At 61.5% G+C, this 18787-nt stretch carries 16 protein-coding genes and 1 pseudogene; 5 read left to right on the plus strand and 12 right to left on the minus strand.

Translation table 11 applies throughout. From position 1 onward, the window contains the following. The first annotated feature begins 3 nt into the window (after positions 1-3). Entirely contained in the window at positions 4-1503 is a 1500-nt protein-coding gene (locus CAURIM_RS04570; RefSeq protein WP_201828464.1) for a GntP family permease, read from the plus strand. Between the two features lie 9 nt (positions 1504-1512). On the opposite strand, the gene CAURIM_RS04575 is transcribed toward CAURIM_RS04570, so the two are convergent. The 4 genes from CAURIM_RS04575 to pth (CAURIM_RS04590) form a co-directional block, all read right to left on the minus strand. Further along, positions 1513-2523, minus strand: a complete 1011-nt coding sequence (locus tag CAURIM_RS04575; protein WP_201828463.1) for a CaiB/BaiF CoA transferase family protein — start codon at positions 2521-2523, stop codon at positions 1513-1515. Between the two features lie 75 nt (positions 2524-2598). Further along, the gene (locus CAURIM_RS04580; protein WP_070646236.1) at positions 2599-4230 is read right to left on the minus strand and encodes a peptide chain release factor 3; all 1632 of its coding nucleotides are present in this window, start codon (positions 4228-4230) and stop codon (positions 2599-2601) included. A gap of 24 nt (positions 4231-4254) precedes the next feature. Beyond that, the gene (locus tag CAURIM_RS04585) at positions 4255-5112 is read right to left on the minus strand and encodes an SDR family NAD(P)-dependent oxidoreductase (RefSeq protein ID WP_201828462.1); all 858 of its coding nucleotides are present in this window, start codon (positions 5110-5112) and stop codon (positions 4255-4257) included. 41 nt (positions 5113-5153) lie between these two features. Next, on the minus strand, positions 5154-5834 hold the full coding sequence (gene pth, locus CAURIM_RS04590; RefSeq protein ID WP_070730983.1) for an aminoacyl-tRNA hydrolase: 681 nt from the start codon (positions 5832-5834) through the stop codon (positions 5154-5156). Between the two features lie 38 nt (positions 5835-5872). Here pth (CAURIM_RS04590) and CAURIM_RS04595 point away from each other — a divergent pair, with 38 nt between their 5' ends. Together CAURIM_RS04595 and CAURIM_RS04600 are read left to right on the plus strand one after the other, a co-directional pair. Further along, positions 5873-6856, plus strand: coding sequence for a nitronate monooxygenase (locus CAURIM_RS04595; RefSeq protein ID WP_201828461.1), 984 nt, complete (start codon positions 5873-5875; stop codon positions 6854-6856). Between the two features lie 64 nt (positions 6857-6920). Further along, positions 6921-8375, plus strand: a complete 1455-nt coding sequence (locus tag CAURIM_RS04600; protein WP_201828460.1) for a glyceraldehyde-3-phosphate dehydrogenase — start codon at positions 6921-6923, stop codon at positions 8373-8375. A gap of 231 nt (positions 8376-8606) precedes the next feature. Here CAURIM_RS04600 and ppk2 read toward each other — a convergent pair whose 3' ends face one another. The 8 genes from ppk2 to CAURIM_RS04640 all read right to left on the minus strand — a co-directional run bounded on the left by ppk2 (position 8607) and on the right by CAURIM_RS04640 (position 16328). Further along, positions 8607-9506, minus strand: coding sequence for a polyphosphate kinase 2 (gene ppk2 / locus CAURIM_RS04605; RefSeq protein ID WP_070710711.1), 900 nt, complete (start codon positions 9504-9506; stop codon positions 8607-8609). Positions 9507-9582: 76 nt separating this feature from the next. Beyond that, complete coding sequence (locus CAURIM_RS04610; protein ID WP_236659295.1) at positions 9583-10050, minus strand: PepSY domain-containing protein; 468 nt, start codon at positions 10048-10050, stop codon at positions 9583-9585. Positions 10051-10145: 95 nt separating this feature from the next. Beyond that, positions 10146-11024 carry a fumarylacetoacetate hydrolase family protein gene (locus tag CAURIM_RS04615; protein WP_201828459.1) on the minus strand — a complete coding sequence of 293 codons (879 nt, stop codon included), beginning with the start codon at positions 11022-11024 and terminating at the stop codon, positions 10146-10148. 5 nt (positions 11025-11029) lie between these two features. Further along, entirely contained in the window at positions 11030-11578 is a 549-nt protein-coding gene (gene pth / locus CAURIM_RS04620) for an aminoacyl-tRNA hydrolase (protein ID WP_201828458.1), read from the minus strand. A gap of 94 nt (positions 11579-11672) precedes the next feature. Continuing rightward, positions 11673-12329 carry a 50S ribosomal protein L25/general stress protein Ctc gene (locus CAURIM_RS04625; protein ID WP_201828457.1) on the minus strand — a complete coding sequence of 219 codons (657 nt, stop codon included), beginning with the start codon at positions 12327-12329 and terminating at the stop codon, positions 11673-11675. 211 nt (positions 12330-12540) lie between these two features. Next, positions 12541-13515, minus strand: a complete 975-nt coding sequence (locus tag CAURIM_RS04630) for a ribose-phosphate diphosphokinase (RefSeq protein WP_070529220.1) — start codon at positions 13513-13515, stop codon at positions 12541-12543. A 24-nt stretch (positions 13516-13539) separates the two neighbouring features. Next, on the minus strand, positions 13540-15003 hold the full coding sequence (glmU, locus tag CAURIM_RS04635; RefSeq protein ID WP_201828456.1) for a bifunctional UDP-N-acetylglucosamine diphosphorylase/glucosamine-1-phosphate N-acetyltransferase GlmU: 1464 nt from the start codon (positions 15001-15003) through the stop codon (positions 13540-13542). A 65-nt stretch (positions 15004-15068) separates the two neighbouring features. Next, a complete protein-coding gene (locus tag CAURIM_RS04640; protein ID WP_201828455.1) occupies positions 15069-16328 on the minus strand; it encodes an MFS transporter in 1260 nt (419 codons plus the stop codon). Between the two features lie 70 nt (positions 16329-16398). On the opposite strand from CAURIM_RS04640, the gene CAURIM_RS04645 reads away from it, so the two are divergent. Together CAURIM_RS04645 and CAURIM_RS12990 are read left to right on the plus strand one after the other, a co-directional pair. Continuing rightward, on the plus strand, positions 16399-18033 hold the full coding sequence (locus CAURIM_RS04645) for a multicopper oxidase family protein (RefSeq protein ID WP_201828454.1): 1635 nt from the start codon (positions 16399-16401) through the stop codon (positions 18031-18033). Positions 18034-18425: 392 nt separating this feature from the next. Then, a pseudogene (locus CAURIM_RS12990) lies at positions 18426-18635 on the plus strand (helix-turn-helix domain-containing protein); the annotation flags it as partial. Between the last annotated feature and the right edge of the window lie 152 nt (positions 18636-18787).

The raw sequence follows: 18787 nt of genomic DNA on the forward strand, positions 1-18787 counted from the left end.
ATTATGGTTATCTCATTCATCGGGGTGGTTCTTTCCCTGATTTTCCTCGTCGTGATGGCCTACCGCGGGCACTCCGTGGTGGTCGTCGCCCCCTTCGCGGCCTTGATCGCGGTGGTTTTCTCTGGGGAGCCGATCCTGGCTACCTATACCCAGATCTTTATGCCGGCAGCCGGAAACTTCGTGACCAAGTATTTCCCGCTCTTCCTCTTCGGCGCGATTTTCGGCTTCCTCATGACTTCCACGGGGCTTGCCCGGTACCTAGCTCGCGGGATTACCGCGTTATTCGGGCCAAAGCGCGCGATGTTCTCGACGGTCGTCGCCACAGCCTTGCTCACCTATGGCGGTGTATCTGCGTGGGTTGTGGCTTTTACCATCGTGCCCATCGCGACCGCCCTGTTTAAGGAATCTGGGATTTCCAAACGGCTCATGCCCGGAGCGATTGCGCTGGGAACCATCACCTTCGCGCTGGCCGGGCTTCCCGGTTCGCCGCAGATCCATAACGCAATCCCCACCAGTTACTTCGGTACCAACGTCTACGCGGCACCCCGCTTCGGTCTCATCTCTTCTGCGATCATGCTGGCGGTGGGAACCGCGTGGCTGGAGTACCGCGTGCGCACCCTGCGCGCGGGTGGGGAAACATTTGAGCCGCTCGATGCTGACGGCAAGGTCATCGAAACACCTGAGGGAATCGGCGACAGCGGGGAAGAAGCCAGCGTAGAAATCGGCGGAGAATCCTTTGACACCAACTCCGGTGGCCGAGTATCTACTCATGCTCGGGCAGAAACTGAACCCTCCGTCCACGTGCAGGGATTGTTGGGCCTGGTTCCCATCGCCGTTGTCATCGCGGTGAACTTCGCCATGGTCTACGGCGTGTCCAAGGTTCTGGATACGTCTTATCTTGGCGAAGAGAAATACGGTGAGACCGACCTCGATTCGTTGTTGGGTATTTGGTCGCCGACGGTAGCTCTGGCCTGCGCGGTGTTTGTCATCGTGGCGATGTTCCCGAAGCGGGCGGCCGAGTCCGTTAAGGAATTCTCCGATGGCGCCAAGAACGCTATTCTGCCGTGCCTGACCACGGCCTCGGAGGTGGGCTATGGCGCGGTGATTGCAGCCCTGGCGGTCTTTAGCGTGGTTAAAAGCAACATGATGGGGATCTCCGATAATGCCTTGGTGGTCTCCACGGTGTCTACCGCCGTCATTTCCGGTATTACCGGCTCCTCCTCGGGTGGTCTATCCATCACGATGCAGACCCTGGGTGATCAGCTCGCCCAGCTAGCGACGGAACAGGGGATCAGCCTCGAGCTGATGCACCGCGTGACTGCGATGGCCTCGGTGTCCTTCGATTCCATGCCACACAATGGTGCGGTACTCACCATGTTGATTGTGTGCGGTATGACGCACCGTCTGTCCTATAAGGATGTTGCCGTGGTGACCATCGTTATCCCGCTGGCAACGCTGGCGTTGATGCTCGGCATCAACGCGCTCATCCCGGGCCTTAGTTAGAAAACTGAGCTAGAGAAAGCGTGGCGCCGCGGCCGGCTCCGTGTAGCCCTTGGCGTCCACATAAGTGTCGCGCGCGGCAAGGTGCGGGTGTTCCAGAACGTGCTCGGGGGAGACAACCTCGGTGACACAGGCATCGCTACCGCGGAAGATTTCGATCCATTCCGCTTGGGTCTTTTTCGCAAAACGCCGCGCGATGATCTCCTTCATGGCTGGCCACGCGTCGCGGTCGTTCTGCTCGTAGCGGTCTAGTTCCTCTTCAAGGCCGAGTCCTTTCACCATGAGCGCATAAAACTGCGGCTCAATGGCACCGGCGGCCATCCACTGATCATCAGCCGTGCGGTACACGCTATAAAACGGAGCGCCTCCGTCTAGAAGGTTTGTCCCGCGTTCCTGCCACTGGTCTTCGGCGCGGAAGGCATGCAGCATGGCGGTGAGGTTGGCGGCACCATCGACAATAGCGGCATCCACCACGCAGCCCCGGCCGGTATTCTTTGCCTGCAGCACGCCCGCCAGAAGGCCTGTTACCAGGTACATCGCTCCGCCGCCGAAATCCCCAAGGAAGTTGACCGGTGGAACAGGAGTACCGTCGCTTGCCGCGATGGGGTGCAGCGCACCGGAGACCGCGATGTAGTTGATGTCGTGGCCGGCAGTGTGGGCGAGCGGGCCGGATTGGCCCCAGCCGGTGATACGCCCGTAGACCAGCGCCGGGTTGATCGCCTGCACCTCCTCTGGGCCTAGACCAAGGCGCTCAGTGACACCGGGGCGGAAACCTTCGATGAGGATATCGGTCGTGGCTAGGCGCTCACGCAGCTTGTCGACGTCTGCTGGATCCTTGAGGTCTGCCTCTAGAACTTCTTGCCCGCGGTAGAGGACGCTGTGCGGGACCACAGCGGGAGGATTTCCTGGGCGGACCACGCGGGTAACGCTAGCGCCCATATCCGCAAGCATCATCGCGGCAAATGGGCCGGGGCCGATGCCGCCGAGGAAGAGGACGGATAGTCCGGTGAGTGGAGAGCTCATGGTGACCTACCTATTGGTGTACGAATTTCTATCCAATCGTACCGTCGGGTGGGTCACCCAACAAGGGCGTGAAAGTTAATCCGCCACGAGTGTTTCGATGGTGAGCTCTGGGTGCTCCTTCTCAATGAAGGCCAGCTTCCACTTATCACCAAAGAGTGCGATGAGCTCGCCGTCGCTGCGGGTGAAGATCTCCACGCCGCGCTGACGGCCCAGCTCGGGCGCGGACTCGGCATCGGTGCGGCGCGCCACCGAGTAGGGGATGGGCTCGGTGATGGTCTCCACGTTGTATTCGATCTCCATGCGGGCCTGCATGACCTCGAACTGCATGGGGCCCACCGCGGCCATGACTGGGGCGGCATCGCCGCGCGTATCGTTGCGCAGAATCTGCACCACGCCTTCTGCCGCCAGCTGGTCCAAACCCTTGCGGAAGGCCTTGTAATCGCCCAAGGATTTTGCACGCAAAATCTGGAAAGCCTCTGGAGCGAACTGCGGCATGGGCTTGAACTGCACCTTCTTGCCGGTGTAAATCGTGTCACCTGGTGCCAAGGAACCGGCGTTGACCAAGCCTACGATGTCACCCGGGTAGGCCGTATCCACGGTGTCACGCGTGCGGCCAAAGACCGTCAGCGCATACTTGGTGGAGAAGCTGCGGCCGGATTGGGCGTGGTTGACCTGCATACCGCGCTCAAACTCACCGGAAACCACGCGCATGAAGGCCAAGTTATCGCGGTGCTTGCGGTCCATGCCTGCCTGCACCTTGAAGATGACGCCCGAGAACTCATCGGTGACCTCACGGACCTCATCGATGGCGGAGGTAGCGGCCTCGATGGCCTGCGGATCCGAATCGCGGGAGCGCGGAGCCGGGGCAATCGCGCACAGCGTATCCAGAATCTGGTGCACGCCAAAGTTCAGCATCGCGGAAGCGAAGATGAGCGGGGAGGTCACACACTGCTCAAAGAGCTCCTGGTCATGCAGGGCGCCGTCCGCGGCCAGTAGCTCCGCTTCCTCCACAGCGGTCTCCCAAGCATCCTCTTCCTTCGCGGCGGCTTCCGCAGGCTCGTAGTGCTCCTCCGGGGCGATGGTGGAACCACCAGCGGTGCGCAGGAAGTGCACGTACTCGTCAGCCTCACCATCATCATTAATGTGGGCTAGACCGCGGAAGTCGCCGGCGATACCCACCGGCCAGTACAGCGGGGTGGGCTGCAGCTGGATTTCGTTGAGGATTTCGTCGACAAGCTCCAGCGGTTCCCGTCCCACGCGGTCCCACTTGTTGATCACCGTGATGATTGGTAGGCCGCGGGCCTTACACACGCGGAAGAGCTTGAGGGTCTGGGGCTCGAGGCCCTTGGCGGCGTCGATAAGCATGACAGCAGCATCCACCGCCGTGAGCACGCGGTAGGTATCCTCCGAGAAGTCCGCGTGGCCCGGGGTATCCACCAGGTTGATCATGTAGGGCTCGCCCTCATGACCCTCGGGCGCGTACTCGAACTGCAGCGCGGAGGAGGCCACGGAAATACCGCGTTCCTTCTCCATCTCCATCCAGTCAGAGACCGTGGACTTGCGGTTGCCCTTGCCGTGCACCGCGCCGGCCTCGTTGATGACGTGCGCGTGCAGCGCCAGCGCCTCCGTTAGCGTGGACTTACCAGCATCCGGGTGGGCGATGACGGCGAATGTGCGGCGGCGGGAAGCTTCGGAGGCAATACTCATGCGGGCTAGTTTAGCCGCTGGCTGCTACCACTCCACATTGAGCTGGCGGCCCAGATCATCAAAGATGCGCCGGGCCACGGAGAGCTTCTTCGCAATCGGCCGCTGCAGGCCTGGCTTGCGCTTCTGGTTGTAGTACTCGCCGGAGTTGAAATGGATGCCTGGTGTGCCGCTGAGGAAGTAGGCCAAGTTCTCCCCACCCTTGTCCGCCTTGCCCAAGACGTATTTCGCCGCAGTGGTCGAATACAGCTTGCTCGTCCTGCTCGTTGAGTTATGCCCGAAGCCAGTATTCAAAATGCCCGGGTGGAAGGCCACGGAGGTAAGCCCGTGGGAGTCGAGGTAACGGGTCAACAGAATATCGCCTAACTTGGCGTTGCCATAGGCGCGCTCGGCGCTGAACTTTTCAAAGGTATTCGGGTCACCGGGGTCGAAAGAGGAATACAGCATGTTGGCCAACGAGGCGGTCTGCACCACGGTGGCGTTGCTGGCACGCAGCGTATCGCGCAGCAAGGAGGTCAGCAGAAACGGGGCCACGACGTTGATCTGCCACGTGCGCTCGAAGCCATCGGCGGTGGCAAAAGGGCCGTCGAACATGCCGCCGGCGTTATTGCCCAAGGCATCGATCTGCGGGTATTGGCTCAGCTCCTCGGAGAGCCGGCGCACCTGGCCCAAAGACTCATAATCGGCCACATGAAAGTCAGCGCCGATCTCCTCGGCCACAGCCTGCGTCTTCTCCGGATTGCGGCCTACTAGAACCAGCGAATCCTGCGGGCGGCGCTGGTGAAGGATACGGGCAGCGGCCGCGCCCACGCCGTCCGAGGCGCCGGTGATGACGATAGTTCGAGGGTCGTTATGCGATGGCAGGCTGTGGCTCGTGCGGCTCATACTTGGACAGTGTAGGACGTTGAGCGTGGTCGCGCCGGGGTTTATTTCGCCCGGGAGTGGATTTCCTGCTGGGCCTTGGTGAGGCCCTCAGTCACGATGAGGCGTGCGGCCTCAGCGGCAGTGGCGATGGTGGAATCGAGCTCAGCGCTGGCATCGACAGGCGCGAGCACCCAGTCCGGGATGGAACCACCCTTCGGCGGGCGCCCGATACCGATGCGCACGCGCAGGTAATCGCGCGTGCCCAGGCGCTCGCTCAGCGACTTCAGACCGTTGTGGCCGTTCTCGTTACCGCCCTTTTTAATGCGCACCTTGCCGACGGGCAGGTCGAGCTCATCGTGGATGACGATGATGTTCTCGGCCGCAACCCCCAGCTGCGTGGCCAGCGGGGCGATCGGATCGCCAGAGAGATTCATATACGTGTGTGAGCGTAGCGCCACGACCTTCGTGCCACCGAGCTCAAGCTGTGCAGCGCTGAGTTGGTGCCCTGTGACAGGCTCAAGCATGTCACCAGATTCGGCGAGGAGATCATCCACCGCCATGTACCCCACGTTGTGGCGGGTTGCGGCATATTTCGCGCCGGGATTGCCTAAGCCGACGATGAGCCACTCGGCGCTTAAATCCGCTGGGTTTAATCCGGAGGTGGCGGCCTTCTGTGTTTTCTTATTCGGTGCTTCGCCGGCGCGGCCAAAGAGGCGGGTGAAAAAGTCACGGATGGCAGACACAACTACTCCCTTGATGGTTTTCTTTAGGCTGGGTAACCATGAGTCAACTTCTTGAGACTATCACTTGCCCCGTCCTACCTGCCCCGATGGCGGGCGGGCCCACCACGCCTGAACTGGTGGCCGCCGCCGACGCCGCCGGTTCCTTCAGCGCGTTGGGGCTGGGAACTTGTTCCGTCGACGCCGCGCGGGAGGCCATCGCTGCATGTGCTGGCACGCGTTTCGGGGTCAATATCTTTCACCCGCAGCGCGCACTGACCGAAACGGAATTCGCGGCTGCGCAGTCCCTCGCTGCGGAAGGGGGCGCCGTGCTTGGCGACGTCTCCCTAAACTTCGGCTGGCAGGACAAGTTCGAGGCCGCGCTGGAGGGCGGGGCAGCGGTGCTGTGGTCGATGTTCGGCGTCTTTAGTGAGGAAGAGATCGCACGCATCCATGCCGCTGGGGCAGAGGCGTGGACCACGGTCACCACCCCCGAGGAGGCGCAAGCCGCGGGTGCCCGCGGCGTCGATGTTGTGTGCGTGCAGGGGCCTGAAGCGGGCGGGCACCGCGGCGTGTGGGACCCGGGTGCGGAACCGGATCAGCGCCCACTTAAAGAACTTGTCGCGGCGGTCCACCAGGTCACGGACCTTCCACTCATTGCCGCGGGTGGTCTGCGCACCGCAGAGGATGTTGCCACGGCCCTGGCCTGGCCGGGGGTAAAAGCAGTCAGCTGTGGTTCCGCCTTCCTGCTCTCCGAGGAGGCCGGGACGAGTGAGCACAACCGGGGACTTCTGCGCCGCGGTGGCCAAACGGTTTCCACCCGCGCGTTCTCCGGACGCTATGCCCGCGGGCTGGAGACCGCCTACACACGGGCACACCCGGACCTGCCTTTGGTCTACCCCTATCTCAACGCGCTACTGAAACCGCGTCGTGCGCAGCTCGACGCCGACGTGGACTATTGCCTCGTGGGCGTCGACTTGGAGAAAATCGGCGGGGGTAGTGTGGCGGAGATCCTCGCGCAACTACACCCAAACGGGCATGAATAAGGGTTAATATTTACGGATGGACAGAGTTTTACACCCTTTTTGACGAGTAAAGGATACAAAGCACGTGACTTCGAACGCGCACATTGGGCACGAGGATTGGAACGAGCGCCTGGAGCTGGCCCAAGAGATGATCCCGCTCATCCACCAGCTGCACCGCAACAACAACGTTGTCACCTCTATCTACGGCCGCCTGCTCATCGGCGTGACCGACATCGACATCATCAAGGCGCACCGCTACGCCCGCCGCATCGCTGAGCGCGAGCTTTCCACCGCAGAGACCCTGCCTATTCTCAAGGAACTGTGCTCGATGAACCTGGGCACCGCTTCCATTGACCTGGGCCGCCTGGCCACTGGCTTCGAGGAATCCGGCTCCGATAACCTGCGCAACTACCTCGAGGAGACCCTCGTCGATCTCGTCGGTGCCGGTGTGGATAAGGAATCCACCGACGTCGTTCTCTACGGCTTCGGTCGCATCGGCCGCCTGCTGGCTCGCATCCTCATCGCCCGCGAGGCTGCCTACGGCGGCGTGCGCCTGCGCGCTATCGTCGTGCGCAAGAAGGGCGACATTGACATCTTCAAGCGCGCCTCCCTCCTGCGCCGTGACTCCGTCCACGGTGCCTTCAACGGCACCATCGCTGTTGACGAGGAGAACGAGGTCATCTGGGCCAACGGCACCAAGATTCAGATGATTTATGCCAATGACCCGGCGGACATTGACTACACCAAGTACGGCATCGACAACGCCATCGTCGTCGACAACACCGGTGTGTGGCGCGACCGTGAGGGACTGTCCCAGCACCTGCAGTCCAAGGGTGTGGCTCGCGTGCTGCTCACCGCTCCGGGCAAGGGCGATCTGAAGAACATTGTCTACGGCATCAACCACGGCGACATCGAGGACTCCGACCAGATCCTCTCCGCCGCATCCTGCACCACCAACGGCATCACCCCAGTGCTCAAGGTCATCAACGACCGCTACGGCGTGGTTCATGGCCATGTGGAGACCGCACACTCCTTCACCAACGACCAGAACCTCATCGATAACTTCCACAAGGGTGACCGCCGCGGTCGCGCAGCTGGCCTGAACATGGTGCTCACAGAAACCGGTGCAGCCAAGGCCGTGTCCAAGGCTCTGCCGGAGTTCGAGGGCAAGCTCACCGGTAACGCTATCCGCGTTCCCACCCCGGATGTGTCCATGGCTGTGCTCAACCTCGAGCTGGAGAAGGAAGCTGACCGCGACGAGGTCAATGACTTCCTGCGCAACGTGTCCCTGCACTCTGACTTGCGCCAGCAGATCTCCTACATCGCTTCTCCGGAAGTTGTGTCCTCTGACTTCGTGGGCTCTACCCACGCCGGTGTGGTCGATGGTCTCGCCACCATCTCCTCCGGCAAGCACCTTGTGCTCTACGTGTGGTACGACAATGAGTTCGGCTACTCCAACCAGGTCATCCGCATCGTCGAGGACATCGCCGGTGCCCGCCCGGTGGTCTACCCGAAGCGCGTTGACGTCTCTGAGCTCTAAGCACTAAAACGCAGACACCGCCCGCGCTGCATGGCGTGGGCGGTGTTTCGCTGTTTTAGGGTTCTGCTCGGCTTCCGGCTCATCCCCTTCTTAGATACGGAACTGCCCGTTCTGCCAAAAGTAGCGGCGCAGATTGAAAAATCCGGCCATCTTTCGTCAGCTCGGGCAGTATGTGAGTGGGCCAGTGGCGCACCCAGTGGGGGGATTCAAGCCTGAAGCTTGAGGGGAGGACTACTTCTTCTTTTTGTCCTTCTTGGCCTTCTTTTTCTTGCCCTGCTTCTTGCCGTTGCCATTGACCTTGGCACGCTCCAAGTCGGCTGCGACATCCGGGACGTAGGCAAAGTCGTTGCGCGGCGGGCGGACGTATTCGGCCTCGAGCTCGGGGCGGCTCGGAATTTCCGGTACGTCTTGCTCCACGTGCTGGTAGGGAACCATCTTGAGGATGTGGTTGATCACGTTGATGCGTGAGCGCTTCTTATCCTCGGATTCGACCGTGTACCAGGGGGCGGAGGGGGTGTCCGTGTGGACGAACATTTCGTCCTTGGCACGCGAGTAGTCTTCCCAGCGGGTGATGGACTGCAGGTCCATGGGGGAGAGCTTCCAGCGGCGCAGCGGATCGTTGCGGCGGGATTTAAAGCGCGCGAGCTGCTCCTCGTCAGAGACGGAGAACCAGTACTTAAGCAGAATGATGCCATCTTCGATGAGCATGTGCTCTAGCTGCGGGGCCTGGTGGAGGAAGCGCACGTACTCCTGCTGGGAGCAAAAGCCCATGACGCGTTCCACGCCGGCGCGGTTGTACCAGGAACGGTCGAAGATGACGATCTCACCAGCGGTGGGCAGCTTCTCAACGTAGCGCTGGAAGTACCACTGGCCCGCCTCGCGGTCGGTGGGCTTGGGTAGCGCTTCGATGCGGCACGTACGCGGGTTCAAGTATTGCGTAATGCGCTTGATGGCCGAACCCTTGCCGGCGGCGTCGCGGCCTTCCATGATGATGACCACGCGGGCACCGGTCTCAACGACCCACTGCTGCATCTCGACGAGCTCGGCTTGGAGGCGCTTAAGCTCGTCCTCATAGGCTTGCTTGTCAAGCTTCGGCGGCTTGGTGGCAGACTTCTTAGACTGTGAACTCATACCTTTAAATTTACCCCTTAGCTGGGAAAATGACTAACCGCGGGGGTTAGAAATGTGAGTCTGATGGAGCTTGTGATCAGTCAACCTCGTGTTGCGTTACCGCTCCGCTGGCGGCGTCGACATCCAGCTCGTGTTCCTGGCCGTTGGCCTTGAATTCAATCTCCCAGTGCGGGCCCTTGCCGTCGTCGCCATCGTCGTAGTCGACTTCCTTTTCCGTGACGGCCTGGGCATCAACGCCGGCGTGGGCTAAGGCTTTCTCGAATGCTTCGTCGCCGCTGAGCATCCCGGAGTTTTCTGTGTTTCCAGTGGCCCCAGCGCCAGCCGTGTCCGCAGGTTGCTGAGCATCGGCATCGTCGCGATCGTCATCACGGTCATCGTCGTCCGCATCCGTGTCTGTCGCTGCGGCTGTTTCCGTCACGGTTTCCACAGGCGCGGGAGTCGGCGTCGGGGCGGGATCGGCCTCTTTATCCGAAGAACAGGCAACCAGCGCGGTGCTGGTGCAGAGAGCAAGGCCGGCGGCGGTGAAGCGGGAACGAAGAGTCATTAGGGCTCATCCTTCTTGGTCGGTCGGGCAAGTGTGGTGCCCCACCCTAACGAAGCCTGTCAGTTTTCGCTGAAGATCCTGGATATAGATGAATGTTAACGGCCGTGACAGATACAGCCTTCGCCGCAGCCACCAGCAGCGGGTGGCTCACCGAAGCGCGTGATGTTTTCGATTTCCCCAAGACCTTCGATGCTGATGCGGGTGCGGGAGCCGTCGCCCAGCAGCGCCTGTTCACCGCGCACGAAGCCCACGCCTTCCGGGGTGCCGGTGGCAATGACATCGCCCGGATTAAGAGGGTAGAGGGAGGAACAGAAGGCGATGAGCTCGGCCACGGAGAAGATGAGATCATCAGTGTTGTCATCTTGGCGCACGTCGCCGTCGACGCTCGTCCTAAGCCGTGCGGCTTTGCCCGGGGCCCATTCATCAGCCGTGGTCAACCATGGTCCAAATCCAGCGGTGCGGTAGAAGGATTTGCCGGCGTGGAACTGCGTGGTTGCGCGCTGATAATCGCGCAGAGTGTAGTCGTTCATAATGGCATAGCCGGCCACGTAATCCAGCGCATCTTTCACGCTCACCTGGTGCGCGCGGCGGCCCATGACTACGGCGAGCTCTCCTTCATAGTCCAGTTTCTTCGTGGCATAGTCCGGAATATAGACATCGTCGAAGGGGCCGGTCAGAGCCTCCGGGAACTTGATGAAGAGCGTGGGCTGTGTGGGAAGTTCTCTCCCCATCTCCCGCGCATGCTTGGCGTAGTTGACGCCAACGCAGATAATCTTGCCCGGGTTCGGGAGGACGGGGGCGAGGTCGGCGTTGTCAAAAACCACCGGCTCGCCGGAGAGCTGCGCGGCTTTACGCCAGTCTGGACTGGCCAGCAATTCGCCGACATCCTCAAAATCCAGTTCGGTGCCCACGTTGGGGCCGTCAATACGGATAGCGCAGGTGCCAAAACTGGTGCGGAGAGTAGCGAGCTTCATGCCGGCTAGTCTAACGCGCGAAGAATCTCATCCACCGCATCAGCACAGACGATGGGAATCTCTTGGGCTTCCTGTTTGCTCCACGGCTTGAGAACAAACGCGGCTGGGTCCATTCGGCCAGGTGGTCGGCCGATGCCCACTGAAAGTCGCTGATAGTCCTTAGTGCCCAAAGACTTCGTGGTGGAGCGCAGGCCATTGTGGCCGTGGTCCCCGCCGCCGAGGCGTCGCTTGATGGCGGCGAAGTCAAGCTCCAGCTCATCGTGGACAACGATGATGTGATCATGCGGAACGTTGAAGTACTGGGCAAGGGCCTTGATGGGGCCGCCGGACAAGTTCATAAAGCTGCGCGGCTTGGCGACGATCACCTTGGTGTCCCCACGCCGTGCTTCGGCGACATCCGTGTTTGTCTTCTTATGAACGGAAAAGGAAGTCAGCAGCTCGTGGGCTAGTTCATCAGCCACGTCAAAGCCAATGTTGTGGCGGGTACCGGCGTACTTCGGTCCGGGGTTTCCTAGACCAACGACGAGAAAGGGAGAAGAAGTCACGCTGCCCATTCTAAACAGCGCGAGGGCTAAAACGGCGAACCGCGCCCGCCCCCAGGAAAGCAGGGGCCAGGCGCGGTGCGCTAAATAGGTGAGGGGGGAGGATTTACTCCTCGTCCTTCTTCTCCTCGGAAGCTCCCTCATCGGTGGACTCGGCGCCAGCCTCAGCGCCGCCTTCCTCGGCAGCCTCAGCAGCAGCCTCGACGTCCTCATCAACCTCCGGCTCGGAGATGGAGACGATGACGGTGTCTTCCTCGGCCACGAGGGTGGTGCCCTCCGGCAGGGTGATGTCGCCAGCGGTGACCACGGTGCCATCCTCGAGACCCGCGATGGACACGGCGATCTCTTCCGGAATGTTGAGTACGTCGGACTCGACCAGCAGCACGTCGGCATCCTGGATGAACATGAGGCCCGGAGCCGGCTCGCCCTCGATGGCGAGCGGAACCTCAACCTCAACCTTCTCGCCACGCTTAATGGAGAGCAGGTCGATGTGGTCGATGTCGAAGGTCAGGACGTTTTGGTCGATGTGCTTGACCATGACGAGGTGCTGCTCGCCCTCGAGCTCCAGCTCGAACACGGCGTTAACACCTTGGTTACGGACGACTGCGGTCATTTCCAGACGGTCAACGGCGAAGTGCAGAACGTCGACGGCGTGGCCGTAGACAACGCCCGGGACCTTGCCGGCAGCGCGCAGACGGCGAGCGAAGCCCTTGCCAAACTCAGAACGGACTTCAGCCTTCACTACGGGGCGCTCAGAAGCCATAAGTAAATCTCCTTAAAAGTATCGTTGTGCGGCAAGGGCTGTTGAAGGACCGTGTAGATACGACAAAAGCCTGCCGATGGACGTCTTGGACGAGTCATCGCAGGCTTAAATACAAGATTCACTGCTTAACTTGTGCTATCGCGTCGATAACGGATTTCTCCCTCGCCGAGACGCACAAGATTTTAGCAGCAGCGTTGTCGCAGAACCAAATCTAGTGAGTCTCAAACAGCGTGGTCACAGAACCGTTCTCGAAAATCTCGTGGATGGTGCGAGCCAGCAGCGGGGCGATGGACAGCACCGTAAGGTTGTCCCAGCCCTCGGTGGACTGCGGCAGGGTATCGGTGGTGATGACCTCGACAGCGCCGCACTCGGACAGGCGCTCGCGAGCCGGGTCGGAGAAGACACCGTGGGTACAGGCAATAACCACGGACTTGGCGCCGGCTTCCTTGAGCACGCGGACTGCGCCCGCGATGGTGCCGCCGGTATCAATCATGTCATCGAGCAGGATGCAGTCCTTGCCCTCCACGTCACCGACGACGCGGTTAGACACAGTCTTGTTGGCTTCGGTGGTAGAGCGGGTCTTGTGAACGAAGGAGAGTGGAGCGTCACCAAGCTCGTGTGCCCACTTCTCCGCCACCTTCACGCGGCCGGCGTCGGGGGAGACCACGGCCAGGTTGTCCATGGGGTACTTGGACTTGATGTAGTCGGTCAGGATCGGCATCGCGTGCATGTGATCAACCGGGCCATCGAAGAAACCCTGAATCTGGTCGGTGTGCAGGTCCACGGACACGATGCGGTCGGCACCGGCAGCGGCCAGCAAGTCTGCCACTAGGCGGGCGGAGATAGGCTCGCGGCCCAGGTGCTTCTTGTCCTGGCGTGCGTACGGGTAGAAGGGCAGGATGGCGGTGATGCGCTTGGCGGAGCCGCGCTTGAGCGCGTCAATCATGATGAGCTGCTCTACCAGCCACTTGTTGAGCGGCTGGGTGTGGGACTGCATCACGAAGCAGTCTGCACCACGGACGGACTCCTCGAAGCGAATGAAGATCTCACCGTTGGCGAAATCGCGGGCGGTGGTCGGAACCAGATCGGTTTTGAGCTCCTTGGCCACAGCCTCAGCCAACGCCGGGTGAGCGCGCCCGGTGAAGAGCATCATGTTCTTGCTGCTGCCGGTAACCTTGCCAGTCATCAGTAGATATCCCTTTACTTGTCGTTATTTAGTGGTCTGGTCGTCAGCCTTGGCGTCCTGTGCCTTGTCGGCTGCTTCCGCTGCCGGCGTGCCCGGGCGCTTCTTTTGCACCCAACCTTCGATGTTGCGCTGCTTGCCGCCGGAGACCGCGAGCGCTCCCGGGGGAACGTCGTCCTTAATCACTGTACCCGCACCGGAGTAGGCGCCATCACCGACGGTAACGGGAGCAATGAACATGGTGTCCGAACCAGTGCGCACGTGGCTGCCGATGGTGGTGTGGTGCTTGTTGACGCCGTCGTAGTTGACGAAGACGGAGGAGGCGCCAATGTTGGAGTAGTCACCCACGGTGGCATCGCCGATATAGGTCAGGTGGGGAACCTTGGTACCGCGGCCAATCTGGGCCTTCTTCGCCTCGACGAAGCCGCCCAGCTTACCTTCTTCACCCACGATGACGCCGGGGCGGATGTAGGTGAACGGGCCAATCTGCGCATTGCTGCCAATGACGGAGTCGAAGCCGTGCGTGCGCACCACGCTGGCGCCTGCTCCGACCTGCATATTGGTCAGGGTGGTGTCGGGGCCAATCTCGGCGCCATCGGCGATGGTCGTCGCACCCCACAACTGGGTATTGGGGTGAATGACAACGTCCTGGCCAATGGTCACGTTGACGCCGATCCAAGTGGTATCGGGATCAACGATGGTGGCGCCGCCACGCATGGCTTCCTCGACCACACGGCGGTTGAGAAGGCGGCCGGCCGCGGCCAACTGCACGCGGTCGTTGACACCGGAGAGCTCCTCCGGATCAGCAGCAACGTGCGCACCGACTCGGTGGCCGGCCTCGCGGGCAATCTCCAGCACATCGGTGATGTAGAGCTCACCCTGGGCGTTATCGGAGTTGAGCTTCGTCAGGGCGTCGCGAAGCACGGCCCCATCGAATGCGAAGACGCCGGAGTTGACCTCGCGCACCGCGCGCTGCTCTTCGGAGGCATCCTTCTGCTCCACGATGGCGGTGACAGAACCATCCTCGGCGCGCAGCACGCGGCCGTAACCGGTGGGATCCTCCAGAGTCATGGACAGCACGGTCACGGCGTTAGCTTCGCCGGTGTGGGCCTCATGCAGCTGACGCAGGGTCTCCGGGCGTAGCAGGGGAACGTCACCGTTAGTCACGATGACGGTGCCATCGAAATCAGGCAATGCACTCAGGCCGCACTGCACGGCGTGGCCGGTACCGTTCTGCTCTTCCTGGATGGCCTGGGAGACCGCGCAGTCCAGCTCCTCGGAGATGGCATCGACGGCAGGGGAGACCTGGTCGCGCTGGTGGCCCACGACGACCACGAGGTGCTCTGGGTGCAGGCCAGCGGCTGCGTGGAGGGCGTGGCCGAGAAGTGACCTCCCGCCAATCTCATACAACGTCTTCTGGGTTGAGGATTTCATGCGGGTACCTGCACCTGCTGCAAGGACGATGGCGGCGCAGTTAGTTACTTCAGCCACGAGTGTGTGCTTCTCCTGTGATTGGGGATGTCAGGACTTACTTTTTTCATCATAACGCGTACGTTCTATTTTCCGCGTGATACCTCCGGAAGTGCGCGGGCACGCCATGCTCCAAGTAGCCCGATGCAGGCCAGGAACAAAATGGCCGCCGAGGGGCCAGCCAAAGCGATCACGGCGGAGATACCGCCGATCACGAGGAGGATGACGCCCATCATGGTGTTCGCGGCTCCGACGTAGCGGGTGCGTTTATCCTCGCCCGCCATATCCACCACATAGGTCTTGCGCGCCACGCGAATGGCAGCGTGCGCCAGGTTGACCAGGAAGAATCCGAGGGGAAGCGCCCACATGCTTACCGCTGTCGGTGCCCACGCCGCACAGGCCACGATGGCCAGCAAGATGATCGCCGCGGCACCTGCGGCCCAGGACATGACCAAGCGCGACGACTTATCAGAGAGCACACCGGATACACGGCCGCCCACGAGGCTGGCCAAGCCCGAGGCCAAGACGAAGCCACCGAGCCCACTCAAAGCCTGCGAGCCGATGCTCTGTGAAAGCACCACGATGAAGGAGGTGGATAGGGCAGACACCAGCAGCAGGGCGCGAACGTTGACGAAGCTGCGGAAGCGCGCATCCTGGGTGTATAGCTGCCAGGTATCCTTCCACCAGCTGCGGTTCATACCTTCCCGGCCGGAGTTTTCTGGCACCGGCTCCTCGATGCCGCGAAAGACCGCTGCCGCCAGGAACCACGTGGCTGCGCCGATGGCCAGCAACGCCGCCAAACCCCAGCGCGGGAGCTCACCTAGTACAGCGAGGATGACGCCAGTAATAAGGGTGACTGCGCCGCCGAGCTGTGTAGCGCGACCGGTCACCACTCCGCGGTGCCCCTTGGAGATGGTGCGGCCTTGCACGTCCTTGCCGGTCAGCGAACACAGCGCGCGGAGTACGGCAAGCGCCGCAAGGGCGAGGCAGACGATGAGGCCGAGGAGGGGGCCTTCGACAAGCACGGCAGCCGCCGCGATGATCGCCGCGCACAGACCCTGGCCCACCGAGCCCAGCACCCACAGGCGTTTGCGAGCTGGGTGGGTGAGCACCCACGGAGTCAAGGCGGCTTGGGGGAGCATGGAACCGGACTCGCGCAAGGGCACCAGCAGGCCGGTGAAGAAGCCTGGGACCCCGGCCACACTGAACAGCCAGGGCAGGACTGTCTTTCCAGAGAGCAATTGATCGCCCACGCCCTGCAGGCCGTTCGACCAGACGAAGCGGCGGGCATTGGCGGACTCGTTGGAGGGTGAGGAGCCGTGGGGAGATGCAGAACGCGAAGCCATGACTGTGATCTTAAGCCCGGCTCGGCCTTATCTGGGCCCTAAGGTTCACCTGATCTCTATCCTGGGAGGCATGTCTATCTCCGCTCGCCCTACAGTATCCCGCCGTATGTTCGTCCAGGGTTCCGTGCTCACTGTCGCCGGTGCCGCCGTGATGGGGCTGAGCGCCTGTTCCGCCTCGGGATCGAAGAATCAGCCGGAGCCGCTGGGCTACGACGGCGAGCCGCGCGCTCTGCCCATCCCACCCGTGGAGGAAGGAGAGGTTGTCGACGGCACACGCGTATTCAAGCTCACCGCCCAAGACGGCTACTCGGAGATCCTCCCCGGCAACGACCGCACGCGGACGTGGGGCTTCAACGGCGCCTTCCTGGGGCCCACGCTGCGCGCCCGCCGCGGTGAAAAAGTCCGCGCGGAGATCACCAACGACCTTATTGAAATGACCACGGTGCACTGGCATGGCATGAAGCTGCCGGCCTACTCGGATGGCGGCCCGCACTCGCCGATTGAGGTGGGCAAGACCTGGAAGCCCGAGTGGGAGATCATCCAACCCGCGGCCACGCTGTGGTACCACCCGCACCCGCACATGGCCACGGCCACGCATGCCTACCGCGGGTTGGCGGGCATGTTCCTTATCGACGATGATGTTGCCGATGACCTCGACATTCCACAGGACTACGGTGTCGATGACATCCCGGTAGTCATCATGGATGCCAAGTTCACCGATGACGGCCAGATTGATGAAAAGAGCGATAACACCCTGGGCCTTCTGGGCACCACGCCTCTGGTCAACGGCATCACCAATGCGCGCTTCGACGCCACCACGCGCCGGGTCCGCCTGCGCCTGCTCAACGGCGCTTCGATGCGCTTCTACACACTGGAGCTTACAAACGGCCCCTTCCACGTCATCGCCACGGACACGGGGCTTCTCGACGCCCCCGTGGAAGTCGACTCCCTCTTCCTCGGCCCCGGCGAGCGCGCCGAAATTATCGTGGACCTGGAGCCCAGCAAAGAAGTGCAGCTGCGCTCGGTGCCGCGCAAGGATAACTTCGGGGTGCCCAAAGACAAGGATGCGGCCGACTTCGGCTTCCAAGATTCCTTCGACCTGCTCACCATTTCCGGGCCGGAAGAGTCCGCGCCCGACGCCCCCGCCCTGCCGGCAACGCTTGACCCCGCTGCGGCGAAGACCCCGTCCACGCAGGGCCTTGAAGAGCGTGAGTTCGTGCTCAACACCTTCATGATTAACGGTGAGCAGATGGACATGGCCCGGGTGGATACCGTCATTGACCACGACGCCCCCGAGATCTGGGCCGTGACCAATGAGAACTCCGACTGGCCGCACAACTTCCACATCCACAACGCCCGCTTCAAGGTTCTGGATTGGGACGGCGATGAGAAGATGGATGTCTTCAATTCTGGGTGGAAAGACATTGTCAACCTTCCGCCGAAGGTGACCGCACGCCTGCTGGTGGAGTTCGGCCACTTCCCGGATAAGACCATCCCGTACATGTACCACTGCCACATGCTGTTGCATGAGGATGAGGGAATGATGGGGCAGTACGTCATGGTCAACAAAGGCGAGAAGCCCGACGTGCGTGTGAAGCCAGCCGCCTTAGTCTTCGACCAAACCACCACCGCCCACTCCGCACACGCCGGACAGGTGGTGGACTCCTCTCGCAGCCCCTATGCGACGCCGGAGGCGAAGGCCTAACCGTTTCGATTTTCTCGTAGGCACGGCCCGCTAGCGATGTAGTTGGTCTCAGTGTTGGCAAAAGTACAGACCTGGAAGTGCAGACCTGCTGGTCGTCGACAAGCAGTGCGTTGGCTCTTCACGACGCCCACCTGCGTGCTGTCAAGGGGTGAATGCGCCACTTCGACCGGGAGGTAGTTGTGACGCGTTGGACTCCGAAGGATGTTAAGGATGCTGCTGTTGAGCGAGTGGCTGCGGGCGAGGCAGTTAGCCTGGTCGCGCGTGATGTCGGTGTGGGCCCTGAAACTGTTTACGGATGGTTGAGGGTAAGAGGTGTCGAACCTCCTGGCAGGCGTGCGAGTCGTCTGCGTGATCCGTTTGTCCGTGAGGCCGTTGGGTTGGTGTGTGCAGGTATGTCGATCAATCAAGCAGCACAGACTGTTGGATTATCGACTGGCGTGCTTCACAGTAGGTTAAAGAAAGCTGGTGTAATCGAAGTACGGCCTAGACGCGCCCGCTTGTCACCTGATGAACGTGTCCAGGCCGTGGAGCGAGTGCTTGCTGGTGAGAGCTGTCAGACGGTGGCTGATGCGGTCGGTGTGCATCCTTCCACGGTGTATCAGTGGATAAGGAAGCAACGGTATGCGGAATTACGCCGGCAGCGACACCGTCGAACGCCTGATGAGGCGGTGGTGTCTATGCCAGATACCGGCAAGAAGCTGGGTAAAGATACTGTTATGCCAGCACCGATGAAATGAGGTTACCCTCGTTTAGT

Origin of the sequence: Corynebacterium aurimucosum (assembly GCF_030408555.1) — a bacterium.
Lineage (GTDB): Bacteria > Actinomycetota > Actinomycetes > Mycobacteriales > Mycobacteriaceae > Corynebacterium > Corynebacterium aurimucosum.

Excerpts from the sequence above, each read along its gene's own strand:
- CAURIM_RS04570 (WP_201828464.1), top strand. The coding sequence starts at position 4 with ATGGTTATCTCATTCATCGGGGTGGTTCTTTCCCTGATTTTCCTCGTC.
- CAURIM_RS04575 (WP_201828463.1), bottom strand. The coding sequence starts at position 2,523 with ATGAGCTCTCCACTCACCGGACTATCCGTCCTCTTCCTCGGCGGCATC.
- CAURIM_RS04580 (WP_070646236.1), bottom strand. The coding sequence starts at position 4,230 with ATGAGTATTGCCTCCGAAGCTTCCCGCCGCCGCACATTCGCCGTCATC.
- CAURIM_RS04585 (WP_201828462.1), bottom strand. The coding sequence starts at position 5,112 with ATGAGCCGCACGAGCCACAGCCTGCCATCGCATAACGACCCTCGAACT.
- CAURIM_RS04595 (WP_201828461.1), top strand. The coding sequence starts at position 5,873 with ATGAGTCAACTTCTTGAGACTATCACTTGCCCCGTCCTACCTGCCCCG.
- ppk2 (WP_070710711.1), bottom strand. The coding sequence starts at position 9,506 with ATGAGTTCACAGTCTAAGAAGTCTGCCACCAAGCCGCCGAAGCTTGAC.
- CAURIM_RS04610 (WP_236659295.1), bottom strand. The coding sequence starts at position 10,050 with ATGACTCTTCGTTCCCGCTTCACCGCCGCCGGCCTTGCTCTCTGCACC.
- CAURIM_RS04615 (WP_201828459.1), bottom strand. The coding sequence starts at position 11,024 with ATGAAGCTCGCTACTCTCCGCACCAGTTTTGGCACCTGCGCTATCCGT.
- pth (WP_201828458.1), bottom strand. The coding sequence starts at position 11,578 with ATGGGCAGCGTGACTTCTTCTCCCTTTCTCGTCGTTGGTCTAGGAAAC.
- CAURIM_RS04625 (WP_201828457.1), bottom strand. The coding sequence starts at position 12,329 with ATGGCTTCTGAGCGCCCCGTAGTGAAGGCTGAAGTCCGTTCTGAGTTT.
- CAURIM_RS04630 (WP_070529220.1), bottom strand. The coding sequence starts at position 13,515 with ATGACTGGCAAGGTTACCGGCAGCAGCAAGAACATGATGCTCTTCACC.
- CAURIM_RS04640 (WP_201828455.1), bottom strand. The coding sequence starts at position 16,328 with ATGGCTTCGCGTTCTGCATCTCCCCACGGCTCCTCACCCTCCAACGAG.
- CAURIM_RS04645 (WP_201828454.1), top strand. The coding sequence starts at position 16,399 with ATGTCTATCTCCGCTCGCCCTACAGTATCCCGCCGTATGTTCGTCCAG.